This is a genomic window from Pedobacter sp. WC2423, from assembly GCF_040822065.1.
Classification (GTDB): domain Bacteria; phylum Bacteroidota; class Bacteroidia; order Sphingobacteriales; family Sphingobacteriaceae; genus Pedobacter.
The window spans coordinates 3,723,882-3,740,870 of sequence record NZ_CP162005.1 but is presented as its reverse complement, the minus strand read 5'-3'; the positions used below and the strand labels follow the sequence as shown (position 1 = coordinate 3,740,870).

Here is a 16,989-nt window from a genome sequence, read left to right as displayed (position 1 = left end):
AATGGGATTAATTAAATTTCTTTTTTTTACTATACTGATACTCTGGATTATCCGTCTTTTGTTGAGACTGGTATTTCCAATGGTAGTCAAAAGTATCTTCGGGAAAATGCAGCAACAGTCTTCAGGTTATGCCGGACAGCAGCAACAACAACAACAGCGCTATTCTACTAAACCAGAAGGCTCGTTGTCAATTGACTATGTACCGCCACAGCCTAAGCAGGGAAATGCCGATAAACTAGGTGATTTTGTTGATTACGAGGAAATTAAATAAAAATATCCCGCTAATCGATATATTTCCTTCCTAATCTGTATCAATTTTATATTTTTGGGGTTAGTTTAATATAAACAGACCTTAATGAACAATTGGTTAAAAAGGAATGGCATACACTTAGCCATCAGTGCATTTTTTGTAATTTTATGTTTCGTCTATTTTAGTCCTGTTCTACAGGGGAAAGTTCCGATTCAGGGCGATGTCATGCAGGCTAAAGCCATGCAGCGGGAGATCATGGAGTACAAAGCCAAAGATGGCAAAGGACCCCTTTGGACGAACGAGATGTTTGGAGGGATGCCTGCTTATCAGATCTGGGTTCAATATCCGCTCAATCTGACTACTTATGGGATAGCATTGATTACAGATGTTTTACCAAATCCTGTAGGTACGGTCTTAATGTACCTTTTAGGTTCATACCTGCTTTTCTGTGTATTAAAAGTTAATCCATGGCTTGCTGCGGCAGGTGCAATCGCATTTGCATTTACTTCTTACAATTTTATAATTATTAGTGCCGGGCATAGCAATAAGGCTCTTGCAATTGGCTTGTTTGCGCCGATTCTTGCTGGGATTATTTTGACGATGCGGGGGAAATACTGGATGGGTGCGAGCTTAACAGCACTTTTTCTGGCACTGAATATCAGGGCTAACCATATCCAGATGACTTATTATTTTCTGTTGGCGCTGTTAATTTACATCGGAATAGAAATCTACCATGCGGTTAAAGCAAATAAAACTAAAGAACTTTCTAAAGCTATTGGGTTTCTTGGAATGGCCGTACTGTTGTCAGTAATGGTGAATGCAAGTAATCTGTGGACAACTTATGAATATGGAAAAGAGACTATCCGTGGTAAATCTAACCTGACTGCTGATGCGGCGGAACCAGATAGCGGTCTTCCTAAGGACTATGCTTATCAGTGGAGCCAGGGTGTAAGTGAATCTTTCACCTTTTTAATCCCAAATTTATATGGTGGAGGAACAAACCGCCTGGATGCTAAATCAAACGTAGCGAAAGCCATTGAGACTGTAGGTGCTTCACCTGAACAGGCGGCTGGTTTTGCAGCACAGATGCCAGTATACTGGGGAGATAAACCAGGTACGGCAGGCCCTTATTATTTCGGGTCGATCGTGTGTTTATTATTCGTATTCGGGTTATTTATTGTTCGTAACCGTATCAAATGGTGGATCTTAGCGACTACAATCTTATTCCTTTTCTTATCATTTGGTAAAAATCTGCCATTTATATCTGATCTGTTTTTCGACTATGTACCGTTATACAACAAATTCAGAGCTGTAGAATCTATTCTGGCAGTAGTTGGATTATTGTTCCCCATATTAGCTGTTCTTGCTGTTAAAGAAGCTCAGGATGGACAGTATGACCAGAAATACCTGGTTAAAAAACTAACCTGGTCTGCGGGTATTACAGGTGGTTTCGCCTTGATCATTGCAGTGATGCCTACTTTGTTCTTCAGTTTCAAGACTTCTGATCATGAAGCTTTTCTGAATACGTTGAGCCAGGCCGTGAATAATGATAAAAACGTTGCGCTGACAATTGGTAATGCTTTAATACAAGACAGAGCAGAGCTGGCTAGAGCTGATGCTTTGAGAACTTTGATCTTTATCGCTATCGGATTTGGATTAACATGGGCATTCATCACTAAAAAGATGAAAGCAGAATATGCTTTTGGTTTACTGGCTTTATTTATCTTGATTGATATGTGGCAGGTAGATCGCCGTTATTTAAATAACCAGAATTTTGTGCCTGCATCTTCATTGACTAACCATTATCAGCCAAGGGATGTGGATACTTTTATTTTAGCGGATAAAGATCCTGATTTCAGGGTGTTTGATACGTCTATTCCTACTTTTACCAGCGCAGATGCTTCGTATTTTCACAAAACGGTTGGTGGCGCGCATTCAGCAAGGTTAAAACGTATTCAGGAGTTGGTTGATCATCAGTTTACCAAAAGCGTAAATCATGATGTGCTGGACATGCTGAATACAAAATATATTATTACGCAGGATCAGCAGACTGGCGCTTATAAAATGCAGCGTAATGAGTCGGCGGCTGGTAATGCATGGATTGTGGATCAGGTGCAGTTTGTGAAAAACTCTGATGAAGAGATGAAAGCAATCAGTAGTTTCGATCCTAAGAAAGAAGCAATCGTGGATATTAAATATAAAAACTTAATTGATACGGCTAAAGCGGGTATTGGCGGGCCAACAGCGATGATTAAATTAGATAATTATCATCCTGACCATATGGTTTATTCTTATAGTGCCCCAAGAGATGTGATTGCTGTATTCTCTGAGATTTATTATGATAAAGGCTGGAAAATGTACATTGATGATGTGGAGAAGCCTTATTTCAGAGCTGATTATACCTTACGTGCAGCACAGCTTCCTGCTGGAAACCATAAGATTGACTTCATTTTCCATCCTGTATCTTACTATATGGGAGAGAAAATTTCATTTGCAGGTTCAATCCTGTTGATGTTAGGTTTAGGGTTTGCTGTTTATACGGATCAAAAGAAGACAAAAAAGGTGAGTTAAGAATTTTTAACTGATCAAATGAGAAGGGTTGTTGCGTTATGCTGCAACCCTTTTTTATTGGGATGAAAAGTTGGGGTTTGCAAGGGTTTTGGCCAGGTACTGTAGGGGTTGTGGTATACATTGAACTAGTACTGAACTAGGGTTGAAGTACCCTTGAAGTAGTCTGAGGTACTTCAAGGGTAGTTGAATACTACTTCAATGTATACCACAACCTAGCCACAACCCCTGCAAAACCTTAACACCTATCAGCCGGAAAATCAGTAGGTCTTAATCCTTAAAAAACTAATATTTATACCATAATATTTACTTAATGTATTGTTAACCTGACTTTTGCATATTTGTGTATATAAACTGAACTGATATGCAAGAAATAATTACGGTTGTCTGTGTTATCGCTCTTGTAGCTTTCTTTTTCAGTCCCTATGAACTAACCATAGATGAAGACGATGTGTAAAAGAGAAGTTGATATTGTCGTGATTTCTGATGTCCACCTGGGCACTTACGGTTGTCATGCAAAAGAACTCCTTAAATATTTAAAAAGTATCAAACCCAAAACACTGATCCTGAATGGAGATATCATTGATATCTGGCAGTTCAGTAAAAGATACTGGCCCGAAACACATATGAAAGTTGTCAGAAAACTGATGAAGTTTGTAACGGAAGGAGTACCAGTATACTATCTGACAGGAAATCATGATGAGCTATTGCGCAAATTTGCAGACATGCACCTGGGATCTTTCCATATCCAGAATAAGCTGGTTTTAGAACTCGACGGAAAAAAGGCATGGTTTTTCCATGGGGATATCTTCGATGTGACGATGCAGCATTCAAAATGGCTTGCCAAACTAGGCGCAGTAGGTTATGACAGTTTGATTCTGATCAATAGTTTTGTCAACTGGGGGCTGAAACTCTTTGGCAGAGAAAAAATGAGCTTTTCTAAAAAAGTTAAAGCGCAATTTAAAGATGCAGTTAAGTTTATCAATAAATTTGAAGACACAGCTTCCGAACTGGCGGCAAAAAATGGCTATGCCTATGTGGTATGTGGCCATATTCATCAACCTGAAATGAGAACAGTAACTACTGAAGATGGGCAGGTACTGTATTTAAACAGCGGAGACTGGGTCGAAAACCTGACCGCGCTGGAATATAAAGATCAGAACTGGAATATCTTCAAGTATGACGCTAAAGACTTTCAAACAGACGAAGTAGAAGAAGGAATTCTTTCCGATAGTGAGGACTTGCATAGTAAGCTGGATATCAATATGTTGCTACAAAAGATAAAATTAGAAATTGTCTAGCAAATAAAATTACAGATATTCGGCAAGGATGAAGATACTTTATGCTATTCAAGGTACAGGAAACGGTCATGTCAGCCGCGCACGTGAAATTGTGCCTTTATTACAACAGCACGGCGATGTAGAACTATTAATCAGTGGTACACAAGCTGATGTTAAATTGAGTCAGCAAGTGGCTTATCAGCTTCATGGTTTTAGTTTTATTTTCGGTAAAAAGGGGGGGGTAGACCATTACGAAACCTGGAAATCAATGAATCTTCCGCGGTTTGTAAAGGATATGCGTCAGCTTCCACTTAAAAGCTACGATCTTATTTTAAATGATTTTGAACCTGTTACGGCCTGGGCATGTAAGTTGAAGGGAGTAGAGAGCGTGGGCTTAAGCCATCAGGCTTCTTTTCAGTCTAAGAAAGTTCCGAAGCCTAAGAGTATAGACTGGGCCCAGTTAGTGATGAAATACTATGCACCTTCTACTCATTATGTGGGTTTCCATTTCAAAGAATACGACGACTTTATCCATACACCTGTTATCCGTTCAGAGATCAGAAACCTTCAGACGAGTAATCTGGGCCATTATACAGTTTACTTGCCAGCGATTGCAGATGAAATACTGGTGCCGATTTTAAAACAAATTCCCCATGTACAATGGCAGGTCTTTTCTAAACATACGAAGACGAGTTTTACAGCCGGGAATGTTCAGGTGCGTCCTGTCAATAATGAACAGTTTAACCTGAGCATGGCAAGTTGTGAAGGTTTATTCACTGGTGGTGGATTTGAGGGGCCTGCTGAGGCCTTGTTTTTGGGTAAAAAACTCCTGGTTGTCCCGATGAAATTTCAATACGAGCAACAGTGTAATGCCTATGCTTTACAGCAAATGGGTTTGCCAGTGATCTGGGGGTCTAATAAAAACTGGCTACCCGTGATTCAGAAATGGGTGCTTCAGCCGCAAACGCATCAATTTAATTTTCCTGATGAGACTGCTGATGTTATTGAAAAAGTTGTCAGCCAGTTTGCCAGATAAATTTCTTTACTTTGCCCTTCTATTTACGGCATGATCAATCAATTCAAAACGTTAAACCCTATTAACATACTCCTGCTGTTCGCATATACTTTTTTTATGCGGATATCGATTTTGATCAATCCACCAGAGCGGCTGAATTTTGAGTTTATGGAGTCGTATGCCAAGTTTTTGATTCAAATTCCAATAGGGGAAAATTTTTCGGTGATTACCAATATCCTTCTGGCCGGCATTTTGGTTTTTATACAAGCCATTATTTTTAACAGGATCGTTAATAACCATACTTTACTGGCTAAACCAAGCTTCCTGCCAGCTTTACTCTATATCACAGGAGCCAGTTTATTCGATCCTTTTCTTATTCTCAGTCCTGTACTGATGTCCAATTTCATGTTGATCCTGATCATGGATAAATTATTGAAACTTGGTAAATCGCCCAATGCGATCATGATTATGTTTGATATCGGGTTATTTATTGCAGTGGGCACATTGATTTATTTCCCTTTTGTGATGATGCTTTTGCTCATCTGGCTCAGCTTACTGTTATATCGCTCTTTTAGCTGGCGGGAATGGATTTCCGGATTGGTAGGTTTTCTGACCATTATCTTTTTTCTGGCTGTTTTTTATTACTGGAACGACAATCTGGGAATGTTCTACAAGATATGGCTTCCTTTAAAAAATAAGTTTCCATCGATGTTCAAGATCAGGTATAATGATTACCTGGTGCTGGTTCCGGTTGGAATTACGATGGTACTGGCCACTATACAGTTGCGGGAGAATTTTTTCAGGAGTTTTATCAGTACCAGAAAAGCTTTTCAAATGCTGTTTTTTATGTTTCTGATTGCAATTTTAAGTGTTTATACGAAGTCGAATTTTAAACTTTACCACTTTTTACTTTGTGTGCCGCCGGGTGCAGTTTTGCTGGCTTATTATTTTTCGAACGCCACAAAAAGATGGTTTTATGAAAGCTTGTTTGTTATTTTAGTCTTAACGATACAGTTCTTTTTATTTGTTTAACTTTTTTTAACAATTTGACGGCTTGAAACTTGGTAAAGATTAATAGCTTTGTAACATGAAGTGTGGATTGATAAATGCATAATCTCGTAATAGATATCGGCAATACTAACAGTAAAATAGCTGTTTTTAACGATAAAGTGCTGGTGTTTTTTCAAATCCTTGAGCATTTTGATCAGCAGGTACTGACGACATTAATCGCAGAATATAAAGTGGCTAATTCTACTGTTTCCAGTGTGAAGAAGGCTGATGCCGCACTTTTGACTTTATTAGAGGAAAAAACTAATTATATACCGTTTTCTACCGATTTAAATACGGGTATAAATAATTATTATAAAACAATATCCACTTTAGGGCAGGACAGATGGGCAAAAATAATTGCCGTTCATCATGCTTATCCCCAGCAAAATTGTTTGGTTATAGATGCAGGAACCTGCATTACCTATGATTTTTTAAATAAGGAGGGATCTTATTATGGCGGAAGCATCAGTTTGGGCCTTAATATGCGGTTTCTTGCTTTGAATCATTATACAGGCAAGCTGCCATTAGTGAAGTGGGACAGGGAATTACAAATTATTCCTCAGGGTACTGATACCGGGACGGCGATCATAAATGGCGTCTTACAGGGCGTAATCAATGAAGTTGAAGGATTTATAGCATTAAATAATAAAAATAATAAAGAACTGAAGGTAGTTATAACTGGAGGGGATGCTACTTTTTTGCTGGAACAATTAAAAAACAGCATCTTTGCACCTCAAATTATACACGATCCCTATTTAGTATTAAAAGGATTAAATGAAGTCATTGCATTTGAATATGTACAAAAAAATTAATTATATAACGGCAGTTTTAGTTCTGCTAGCGAGCATTTCTGTTAACGCACAGGTTACTACCCAGTCGCCATATTCTAAATATGGTATCGGAAACCTCAAAGGTGTCTTACTCCCTCAGTTCAGAGCAATGGGCGGAATTTCGACAGCGGTTAATAAGCCTACCGGATATAACAATATCAATATTCAGAATCCTGCATCCTATGCCGGAATCACTTCAACGACTATTGATGTTGGTGTTGCTGGTACTTTTACCAATCTGAAAAAGGATGGTGCAACGGAAAACAGTTTTAACGGTACATTAAGCCACCTTGCTTTGGCTTTTCCGGTAAATCAGCATTCTGCACTGAGTTTTGGTATACTTCCGTATTCAGAGCTGGGTTATAATTTCTCTAACAGACAGACCATTACTGGTACGCCTGGAAATCCTTCAACGTCTGATGTAAATAATGTTTATTCTGGTGAAGGCGGGTTATCAAAAGCTTATATTGGATATGGTTACCGTTTTGGAGATCATTTTAGAATTGGTGCCAATATGGAATACCTTTTCGGAAACCTGATTGAAAACAAAGGAGTGGAATTCGTAAATGATCCAGGTGCTTTTGCGACACGTTTGCAAAATAAAAACAGTGTTGGCGGTATCAGCTTCTCTTATGGTGCACAGTATGATATCCGTTTAACCTCTAAAATGTTATTGACTTTTGGTTATTCTGGCTCATCATCTTCTACTATCAACTCTACAAGAACCTTTATGGCCAGCAAATATTTGTATGATGGTAATACAGGAGAAGGAAACGTAACTGTAGAAACTGTGGATTCTATAGGAAGCGGAAAGTCTAATCTGAAACTTCCTTTAATACATAACTTCGGAATTGCATTGCAAAAAGATAACAAATGGTTGATTGGAGCAGATTTCAGAACAGGTAAATGGTCTTCGTATGCTATTAATGGAGTTAACCAGGGTTTGCAAAACAGCCAGGGCATATCAGTGGGTGGTCAGATTACACCTGATATTACTTCAATTAATAGTTATTTCAAAAGAGTTGACTATCGTTTAGGCTTTAGTTATGATAAGACTTATATTAATATCTCTGATCAGGATGTAAAACAGATGGCGGTATCTTTTGGTCTTGGGTTGCCATTGGCAAACTCTCAAACCAGAGGTACATTCTATAAAATGAATTTCACCACTGAACTTGGCCGCAGAGGAACCATGCAAAGTGGTAGCCTTCAGGAAAACTATATCAGTGTTCACTTAGGCTTCACGCTGAATGATACCTGGTTCAAAAGATTTAAATTCGACTAATGAATATTGCCGGTATATTATCCCGTATAGTTATACTGTGCTTTGTCCCGCTTTTTTTAAGTTCCTGCAATGGGGATGACTTAAAAAAAGCGGCTACAATATCATCTAAAAAACTTACACTCAGTAAGGACCGGTCTTTAAAGGTAGAAATCGTTTTCAGCGATTCTGCAGTAGTTAAAGCCAAAGGGTTTGCACCCATCCTGGATCAGGTAAATCCATCTTCTGGCAGTAAGTATCAGGAGATGCCGAAAGGGGTGAAAATTACCTTCTTCGATCCAAAGCAAAACGTTACAGGAACCATTACTTCTGATTATGCGATCAGAAAAGAAACTGAACAGGTAACGATATTTAAGAAAAATGTTGTTGTTGTTCGCGATGATCTGACTTTTAACACAGAAGAGCTGACCTGGAATCAACAAAAAAAAATGTATTTCTCTCCAAAAGGTATAGTTACCCGGCCTGATGGCACCGTTTTAAATGCGCTAAACTTTACTGCACCTGAAGATTTCAGCTCTGTCGCCTTTGAACAGGGGTCAGGTGAAACTTATGTCAAAGGTGATTTGGGGCAATAACCTCACATCCTTCAGAAAACGATTCTCTGCTGAGCTCCCAAAGCTTACTCTGTAACTAAAATGTTATGAATTCTGCGATAAAAAAAACGACTGATCAGCCTCTTTAAATTCTGAAATAATTGCGCGTTTTAGTGCTTTCCCGGCACTTTTTATATTCGAAAACGTATCTTCAGATATTAATTATAGATTAATTTTAATAGGCTTCGTATAACTCTGCTTTAGGATGTATGTTTTTTTGCATAAACGATTTAAATTGTCAAAAAAATGCAAAAAAAGTTTTATTCATCATTTTCAAACCATATATTAGTGATTGTCAACTAATACGAGTATCAACCGCTCATTAACTATTATTAACAATTAACTAACTAAATTATTTAGAATTATGAAAAAACTTCTACAAAGTTTGTTCGTACTTCTGTTTGTTGCAGTATCTGCAATGGCTCAGGAACGGACAATCAATGGTACAGTTACAGCGCAAGAAGATGGCCTTCCTCTTCCTGGAGTAAGTGTAAAGATCAAAGGAACAATTATCGGCACAAGTACGGCCGCAAACGGAAAATTTTCAATCCGTACAGAAAACAAAGCAGTTTTGGTGTTTTCTTTTATCGGTTATTTACCGAAAGAAGTTACAGTTGGTCCAAACACTTCTACACTTAATTTATCTTTAACAGCCGATAACCAGCAACTGAATGAAGTTGTGGTAACTGCAATGGGCCAGCTGAGAACTAAAAACTCTTTGCCTTATGCAGCGCAACAGGTTAAAGGGGATGAATTAACACAAACAAGAACTGCAAATGCAGCTTCAGCCTTATCTGGAAAAGTTTCTGGTTTGCAAATTATTCAGGGTAATGCAATTGGAGGATCTACAAATGTAGTGATCAGGGGTAACAAATCATTGACAAGTAATAACCAGGCTTTATTCGTAGTTGATGGTGTACCTGTTGATAACTCAAATAATAACACCGCCGATCAAAAAACAGGAAGAGGCGGATATGACTATGGTAATGCTGCTGCGGATATCAATCCTGATGATATTGAGTCTGTGAACGTACTGAAAGGTGCTGCTGCAAGTGCATTATATGGTTCAAGAGGTGCAAATGGTGTAGTGATGATTACCACCAAAAGCAGAAAACAAGGTGGTATGGGAATCACGATTAACAGTGGTTTATCGATCGGATCGATTGATAAATCTACTTTCCCTACTTATCAGAAAGAATACGGAGCTGGTTACTCAGGCGGATACGAAAGCGGTGATGGTTTCCTTTTAATTGATGTATTAGGTAACGGTGTAAAAGAAAAAGTAGTGCCTACAGGTGAAGATGCTTCTTACGGAGCAAAATTTGATCCTAATTTATTAGTTTATCAATGGGACGCTTTTGATCCTGCTTCTCCTAATTTTCATAAAAAAACGCCATGGGTTGCAGCAGCGAATGGACCTGCATCATTTTATCAAACAGCTATTTCTAACAGTAATAGTATTATGTTAGATGGAGCAACTGATAAAGGAAGTATTAAAATTGGCTATAGCAGAAATGATGAGAGAGGTACTTTGCCAAATAGCAGAGTGCTGAAAAACATCGTGAATTTTAGTTCTACCTATAAAATTACTGATCGTTTAACTGCTTCTGCATCTGCGAATTTCTCGAAAATTGACGGTAAAGGCAGATATGGCTCAGGATACAGTGGTCAGAACGTAAATCAGAATTTCAGACAATGGTATCAGACTAACGTAGATATGCAGGCGCAGAAAGATGCTTATTTCAGAAACAAGAAAAACATTTCCTGGAACTGGGCAGATCCGTCTACTCCAGCAGGATTGGTCCCAAAATATACTGATAACTATTACTGGACAAGATATGAGAATTTTGAGACTGATAGCAGAACCAGGATTTTTGGAAATGCAGCATTAAATTATAAAGTTAATGATTGGTTGAATGTGATGGGGAGAGTAACATTAGATACTTATAATGAGAATCAGGAAGAGCGTATCGCTGTAGGTAGCCAGGGTGCTGCATCTTATTCACGCCAGGATCGTACTTTCAATGAGACCAACTATGATTTAATCGCAAATGTTGATAAAAACTTTTCAAAAGACCTGAATTTTAAAGCTATTTTAGGTACGAACATCAGAACCAGTAAAATCACAAGTATTTTTAATACGACTAATGGTGGTTTAATTGTACCGGGTTTATATAGTATATCGAACTCTGTTGGAACGCTTGCAGCTCCTGTTGAAACTTACCAACCTAAACAAGTTGATGGTTATTTTGGTGGTGCTACACTTACTTATAAAGAGTTTTTAACTTTAGATGGTACATTCAGAAGAGATAAATCATCAACCTTACCTGCAGGTAATAATGCCTACAACTATTACTCTGTTGCTGGTAGCTGGTTGTTCTCTAAACACATTCAACAAGATTGGTTATCTTCAGGTAAACTGAGAGTCAACTATGCTACAGTAGGTAATGATGCACCATGGGGTAGCACACAAAACTCTTACAAAATAGAAAATCAATTTGGCAGCACAATTGTAACTTCTTATCCAGTTACAACTAACAATAGCAAGCTGAAACCTGAGCAAACAGAAAGTACTGAATTTGGTTTGGAAATGGCTTTCTTGAAAAACCGTGTTGGTTTTGATGCGTCGTATTATGTCACTAATACTAAAAATCAAATTCTTCCTGTTTCAGTTTCTCCATCTGTTGGTTTTTCTAATACTTATGTGAATGCTGGTATTATTCAAAATAAAGGAGTTGAACTTTCTGTGTATGGTACCCCTATCAAAACAGATAATTTTAACTGGACTATTAATGTAAACTGGACAAGAAACCGGAATTTGGTTAAGGAGTTGTATAATGACAGTAAAAATGTACAGATTGCAAGTTATAACGCCGGGATTAGTGTAAATGGAACATTAGGCGAGGCTTTTGGAACAATCCAGGGTAAAACTTATGTTTACAATGCTCAAGGTCAAAAAGTTATTGGTGCTGATGGTTATTATCAAACAACAAGTACAACTAATAATGTAATTGGAAATATTAACCCGGATTGGATGGGTGGTATCTATAATAAATTCAGATATAAAAACATTACTTTAGGTTTCCTGGTTGATATCAAAAAAGGTGGTGATTTATGGTCGTTAGATCAGTTTTATGCTACTTATACGGGTATATTGCCTAATACTGTTGGAAATAATGACTTGGGTAACCCGGTTAGAAATCCAGTTACTAATGACAGCAAAAGCGGAGGTGTTATTTTGCAAGGTGTAACAGCTGATGGCAAACCAAACACAAAACGTGTAATTATTGATGCCAATAATGGCAGATATCCGCAGTCAGAATTCATTTATGATGCTGGTTATGTGAAATTAAGAGAAGCAACCCTGACCTACAGTTTACCGAAATCAGTTGTTGCGAAATGGGGACCAGTTAAAGCAGTAGATCTTTCTGTTTTTGGAAGAAACTTATGGATTATTCATAAAAACCTTCCTTATGCAGATCCAGAAGAGAATTTATCTTCAGGTAATGCTCAGGGCTTCCAGAGTGGTGCTTATCCTACCACAAGAGTATTCGGATTCAATGCCAAACTATCATTCTAAAATTAAATTTTATTCAGATGAAAAAACTAATTATATTTTTTATCGGCATGCTCAGTTTAGCGGCCTGCAAAAAAGATATCACCACCTTAAATACCGAAACAAAGAAACCGGCAGCTGTACCTGCAGGTACTTTATTTGCTTTTGCAACTAAATCATATGCAGATGCGATAACCAGTGCAAGTGTGAATCTGAACGTGTTTAGATTCACAGTTAGTCATTGGGCAATGACAACTTATCAGGATGAAGCCAGGTATGATTTCACGACAAGGACTATCCCTCTGTTTTGGTTTAGAGGAATGTACAGAGATGTATTGCAGAATCTAACTAATTCGGCGCAGATAATTAGTGCTGATGTTACATTATCACCAGGTGAAAAAGCGAATAAATTAGCTATACTGGATATTATGCAGGTTACTGCTTTCAGTACGCTAGTGAATACATTTGGAAATGTGCCTTATACTGAAGCTTTGAATCCGTCTAATTTGTTTCCTAAATATGACGATGCAAAAACTATTTCGCTTGATCTGATAAAACGGTTAAATAACGATATCAGCCAGTTAAAAACGACAAGCCCTGGATTTTCAGCTTCAGAGGACATTATTAATAAAGGATCTATTTCAAAATGGATAAAATATGCGAATACGCTGCGTATGCAACAAGGAATGATCCTTGCTGATGCAGATGCTGCTACAGCCAAAGCTGCAGTAGAAGCTTCGGATGCCGGAGCAATTTCTGCTGCTGCTGACAATAGTTATTTTCAATATTTAGCAGGTGCACCAAGTCAGAACCCATTGTTCGTTGATATCGTTACTGGTGGCCGTGGTGACTATGTTGCTGCTGAAGATTTAGTAAACAAGCTTACAGCACTTGCTGATCCTCGTTTATCTCAGTTTTTCGCTAAAACTGTTGCTGGTACTTATGTAGGTGGAAAAGTTGGTGCGAATAATACGATTTCACTTTTCTCACTTCCTGCGCCAAAAGTTTATGCAGCTGATGCCCCAACTGTAATGATGGATTATGTGGAAACTGAATTTTTCAGAGCTGAAGCAGTTGAAAGAGGCTTTGTTGTTTCTGGTAGTGCTGAAACTCACTATAACAATGCAATAACTGCATCAATTATTTATTGGGGTGGTACTGCCGCAGATGCTGCAACTTATCTGGCTCAGCCAGCAGTAGCTTATGCAACAGCTACAGGAACGTGGAAAGAAAAAATCGGAACACAAAAATGGATCGCTTTATATAACCGCCCTTTCAATGGCTGGACTGAAATGAGAAGACTTGATTTTCCTAAAGTTACAGCTCCTGTGAGTGCAAGATCTGCTTTCCCAACAAGATTTACTTATCCAGGTAATGAACAACAGTTAAACGGTACTAACTACGCTGCTGCTGCTGCTGCAATTGGTGGTGACTTAAGTACAACTAAATTGTTTTGGGATAAATTCTAAAAGCTTTTAATATGAATTAATGCTTTTATAGCAATATTAATCAAAATACCCCCGGGAAATTCCCGGGGGTATTTTTGTTTTTGGAGAAAAAAACATTTTTAGAGATTGAATCGGAGCTTTTTTTAGGTTAAAAAATTGATTTTTAATGTTGTAGGTGAAAAATAGTGTATATTAATGTAATAAAACAATACCTCAATCAAAACCTATCAACCAAGACCTATGAAAAAACAATTATCGATTGTTGTTGCACTGCTATTCCTATGTACGGGAATGGTAATGGCACAAAAAAAAGCGATTACCGGAACCGTTATTGACGGGGCCAATAAAGAAATCATCCCGGGTGTATCTATCCGGGTCAAGGGAACTACCTTAAGTACAAGCACCAACCAAAATGGGCAATTTTCTATCCTTGCGGGGCCAGCAGATCAGCTGATTTTCAGCTATACCGGTTATACAGCAGTGACAACTACTGTAGGAACGAACACAAAAATTGATATAACTTTAGAAAGTAATACTGCCCAGTTAAATGAGGTTGTATTGATTGGTACGCGTTCTGCGGGGCGGGTAAAGCTGGAAACAGCTGTTCCTGTTGATATTGTGAATGTCAGTAAATCTGCGGCTACAACAGGTCGTATGGAACTTACTGATATTTTAAACTATGCAGCACCTTCGTTTAATTATAATAAACAATCCGGTTCTGATGGAGCAGATCATGTGGAACTGGGTACTTTAAGGGGGTTGGGCCCTGATCAGACCTTAGTACTGATCAATGGCAAACGCCGCCACTCTACTGCTTTTGTTTCGGTATTCGGAACACGTGGTAGAGGTAATTCGGGGGTAGATCTGAGTACAATACCGACAGCCTCAATTGAACGGGTGGAGATTTTAAGAGATGGAGCATCTGCACAATATGGATCTGATGCGATAGCAGGAGTAATTAATATTGTTTTAAAGAAAACAGTGAACCAGTTCAATATCAATGCAGGTTATTCTGGTTACTATGATCCCAAATTCAATAGTAAAAATAGTGTTGCAGCCAATCAATACCCACATGGTGGATCAATTGATGGAAATGCAGTCAATGTAGATGCAAACTATGGCTTTAAAATAGGAAAGGAGGGTTTCCTGAATATTACAGCAGATTACTCGAAAAGTGGAAAAACTTACAGACAGGTACATGATACTACCACATCCGATCCTAAAGCATTGCCTGTAAATACAGCCAGACGTGCCAATGGAGACGGTTCTTCTGAGAATGGAACTATCTTCTTTAACAATGAAATTCCGCTAAGTGCCAAAACTACGTTCTACAGTTTTGGTGGATATAGCTATAAAGGATCAGACGCCTATGCATTTTCCAGAAACTTCCTGGCCCGGCCAGATCGTTTTCCAACAACCGGCGCTGGTGCATTGATTCCGGTAGACGGGATCATCGTGAATACACCTAACGGAGATTCTTATTATAATCCGCTGATTGAAACACATAACACAGATGTCTCATTTGCTGGTGGTTTGAAAGGGAGCTTTGGGGATGCCTGGGACTGGGATCTGAGTAACAATACAGGGAGTAATAATTTTCATTTTTATGGTGAAAAAACGTTTAATGCATCTTTAGGGGCTGATAAAACGCATTTTGATGATGGTGGGTCAGCTTTCTTACAAAATACGACTAACCTGAATTTTAGTAAACACTTTGATCAGGTGTTATCCGGATTTAACCTTGGCTTCGGCGCAGAATACCGTTATGAACGCTATAAGATTTTTTCGGGAGAAGAGGCTTCTTATAAAAACTATGATCCAAATGGAATAAAAGCAGCAGGTTCACAAGGTTTTCCGGGGTTCCAGCCTGGTGACGCTGTAAATGCAAACCGTAAAGTATTTGGTGGTTTCGTAGATTTTGAAGTTGATATCACTAAAAAATGGCTGATTGACTTTGCAAACAGATTAGAGCATTACAATGACTTTGGGTATAATTTCAGCACTAAATTCGCTACCCGTTACAAGCTGACAGATAATTTCAATATCCGTGGTTCGGTAGGTACTGGTTTCCGTGCACCATCCTTACAGCAAATTAATTATAGTTCTACTTTTACGAATGTTCAGGGTGCTATAATCTCTGAAGTGAAGATTGCACCTAATTATAGTCCGATCACTCAGGCCGCAGGGATTCCTAATCTGAAACAGGAAAAATCCAAAAATGCAGGCCTTGGATTTACATTCAAACCTGTTCCTGAATTCAGTATTACGGTAGACGGATACATCATTAAAGTCACTGACCGCGTAGTGCTATCGGGTCAGTTTAGTGCGAATGATACTTCTCTTGATCCCTCATTTACCAATGCGTTGAAATCATTACGTGTAGGCTCGGCACAATTCTTTGCCAATGCAGTGAATACAACCAATCGTGGTTTAGATGTAGTGCTTGATTACAATAAAACTATCGGGGATAACCGTTACCGCATGTTGTTTACAGGGAATTTTCAGCATATGACGATTGATAAGGTTAATTATCCGCCTATTCTGGGCAAGACGGAGACTTTGCAAGAGACTTTCCTGAGTTCAAGAGAAAAGAAGTTTATTCTGGCTTCTGCACCTTCTGCTAAATTCTCTCTGAACCCGGAATTCGGACATCAGGATTTTACTGCTGGTTTACGTTTTACTTACTTTGGCAAAGTTGATATCAATGGATATGGCGATGGATCAACTATTTACCCTACTGTGCCAGCTGATAATGGATCTGGCCCGCTGCCGGATCTGTACAATTACAGCGGAAAAGTAGTGAGTGATCTTTATTTCTCTTGTAAACTGAATAAGATTGCCCGGATTACGCTGGGTTCTGATAATATATTTAATGTACACCCCGATCTGGGCTATATTAAAGGGGCAAAAGGATTTGCCTATAACAACGAACCTGCGGGACCGTTTGATGCAGTTCAAATGGGTGGAAATGGGAGGCGTTTCTTTGTTCGCGTGGGTTTAACGCTATAATATTTCAGTTAAAAGGATAAAAAACCACACCGGCCGGCTTAGCTTGCCCGTGTGGTTTTTGCATATTTTATCTGCTGTAAAAACTTTATTGAATCAAATTTAAATTTG

The 16,989-nt window shown here is 38.5% G+C and carries 11 protein-coding genes; all 11 read left to right on the top strand.

The window, feature by feature from the left end:
• Nucleotide 1 precedes the first annotated feature (1 nt).
• The 11 genes from AB3G38_RS15370 (at nucleotide 2) to AB3G38_RS15320 (ending at nucleotide 16,881) form a co-directional block, all read left to right on the top strand.
• A complete protein-coding gene (locus AB3G38_RS15370) occupies nucleotides 2-271 on the top strand; it encodes a DUF4834 family protein (RefSeq protein WP_183868308.1) in 270 nt (89 codons plus the stop codon).
• A gap of 84 nt (nucleotides 272-355) precedes the next feature.
• Nucleotides 356-2,821 (top strand): hypothetical protein, encoded by a 2,466-nt coding sequence (locus AB3G38_RS15365; protein WP_367864756.1) that lies wholly within the window; start codon nucleotides 356-358, stop codon nucleotides 2,819-2,821.
• Between the two features lie 446 nt (nucleotides 2,822-3,267).
• Complete coding sequence (locus AB3G38_RS15360) at nucleotides 3,268-4,119, top strand: UDP-2,3-diacylglucosamine diphosphatase (protein WP_367868770.1); 852 nt, start codon at nucleotides 3,268-3,270, stop codon at nucleotides 4,117-4,119.
• A 28-nt stretch (nucleotides 4,120-4,147) separates the two neighbouring features.
• The gene (locus tag AB3G38_RS15355; RefSeq protein WP_367864755.1) at nucleotides 4,148-5,134 is read left to right on the top strand and encodes a glycosyltransferase family protein; all 987 of its coding nucleotides are present in this window, start codon (nucleotides 4,148-4,150) and stop codon (nucleotides 5,132-5,134) included.
• A 96-nt stretch (nucleotides 5,135-5,230) separates the two neighbouring features.
• Nucleotides 5,231-6,145: a DUF6427 family protein gene (locus AB3G38_RS15350; RefSeq protein ID WP_367864754.1), complete on the top strand. Its 915-nt coding sequence runs from the start codon at nucleotides 5,231-5,233 to the stop codon at nucleotides 6,143-6,145.
• A gap of 74 nt (nucleotides 6,146-6,219) precedes the next feature.
• On the top strand, nucleotides 6,220-6,975 hold the full coding sequence (locus tag AB3G38_RS15345) for a type III pantothenate kinase (protein ID WP_367864753.1): 756 nt from the start codon (nucleotides 6,220-6,222) through the stop codon (nucleotides 6,973-6,975).
• Nucleotides 6,938-8,278: a hypothetical protein gene (locus AB3G38_RS15340; RefSeq protein WP_367864752.1), complete on the top strand. Its 1,341-nt coding sequence runs from the start codon at nucleotides 6,938-6,940 to the stop codon at nucleotides 8,276-8,278. Before AB3G38_RS15345 ends, AB3G38_RS15340 begins: the two co-directional genes overlap by 38 nt.
• Nucleotides 8,278-8,850 carry a hypothetical protein gene (locus tag AB3G38_RS15335; protein WP_367864751.1) on the top strand — a complete coding sequence of 191 codons (573 nt, stop codon included), beginning with the start codon at nucleotides 8,278-8,280 and terminating at the stop codon, nucleotides 8,848-8,850. The genes AB3G38_RS15340 and AB3G38_RS15335 overlap by 1 nt, the downstream gene beginning before the upstream one ends.
• A gap of 382 nt (nucleotides 8,851-9,232) precedes the next feature.
• Complete coding sequence (locus AB3G38_RS15330; RefSeq protein WP_367864750.1) at nucleotides 9,233-12,448, top strand: SusC/RagA family TonB-linked outer membrane protein; 3,216 nt, start codon at nucleotides 9,233-9,235, stop codon at nucleotides 12,446-12,448.
• 17 nt (nucleotides 12,449-12,465) lie between these two features.
• Nucleotides 12,466-13,893, top strand: a complete 1,428-nt coding sequence (locus AB3G38_RS15325; protein WP_367864749.1) for a SusD/RagB family nutrient-binding outer membrane lipoprotein — start codon at nucleotides 12,466-12,468, stop codon at nucleotides 13,891-13,893.
• A gap of 219 nt (nucleotides 13,894-14,112) precedes the next feature.
• Nucleotides 14,113-16,881 carry a TonB-dependent receptor gene (locus AB3G38_RS15320; RefSeq protein WP_367864748.1) on the top strand — a complete coding sequence of 923 codons (2,769 nt, stop codon included), beginning with the start codon at nucleotides 14,113-14,115 and terminating at the stop codon, nucleotides 16,879-16,881.
• Nucleotides 16,882-16,989 lie beyond the last annotated feature (108 nt).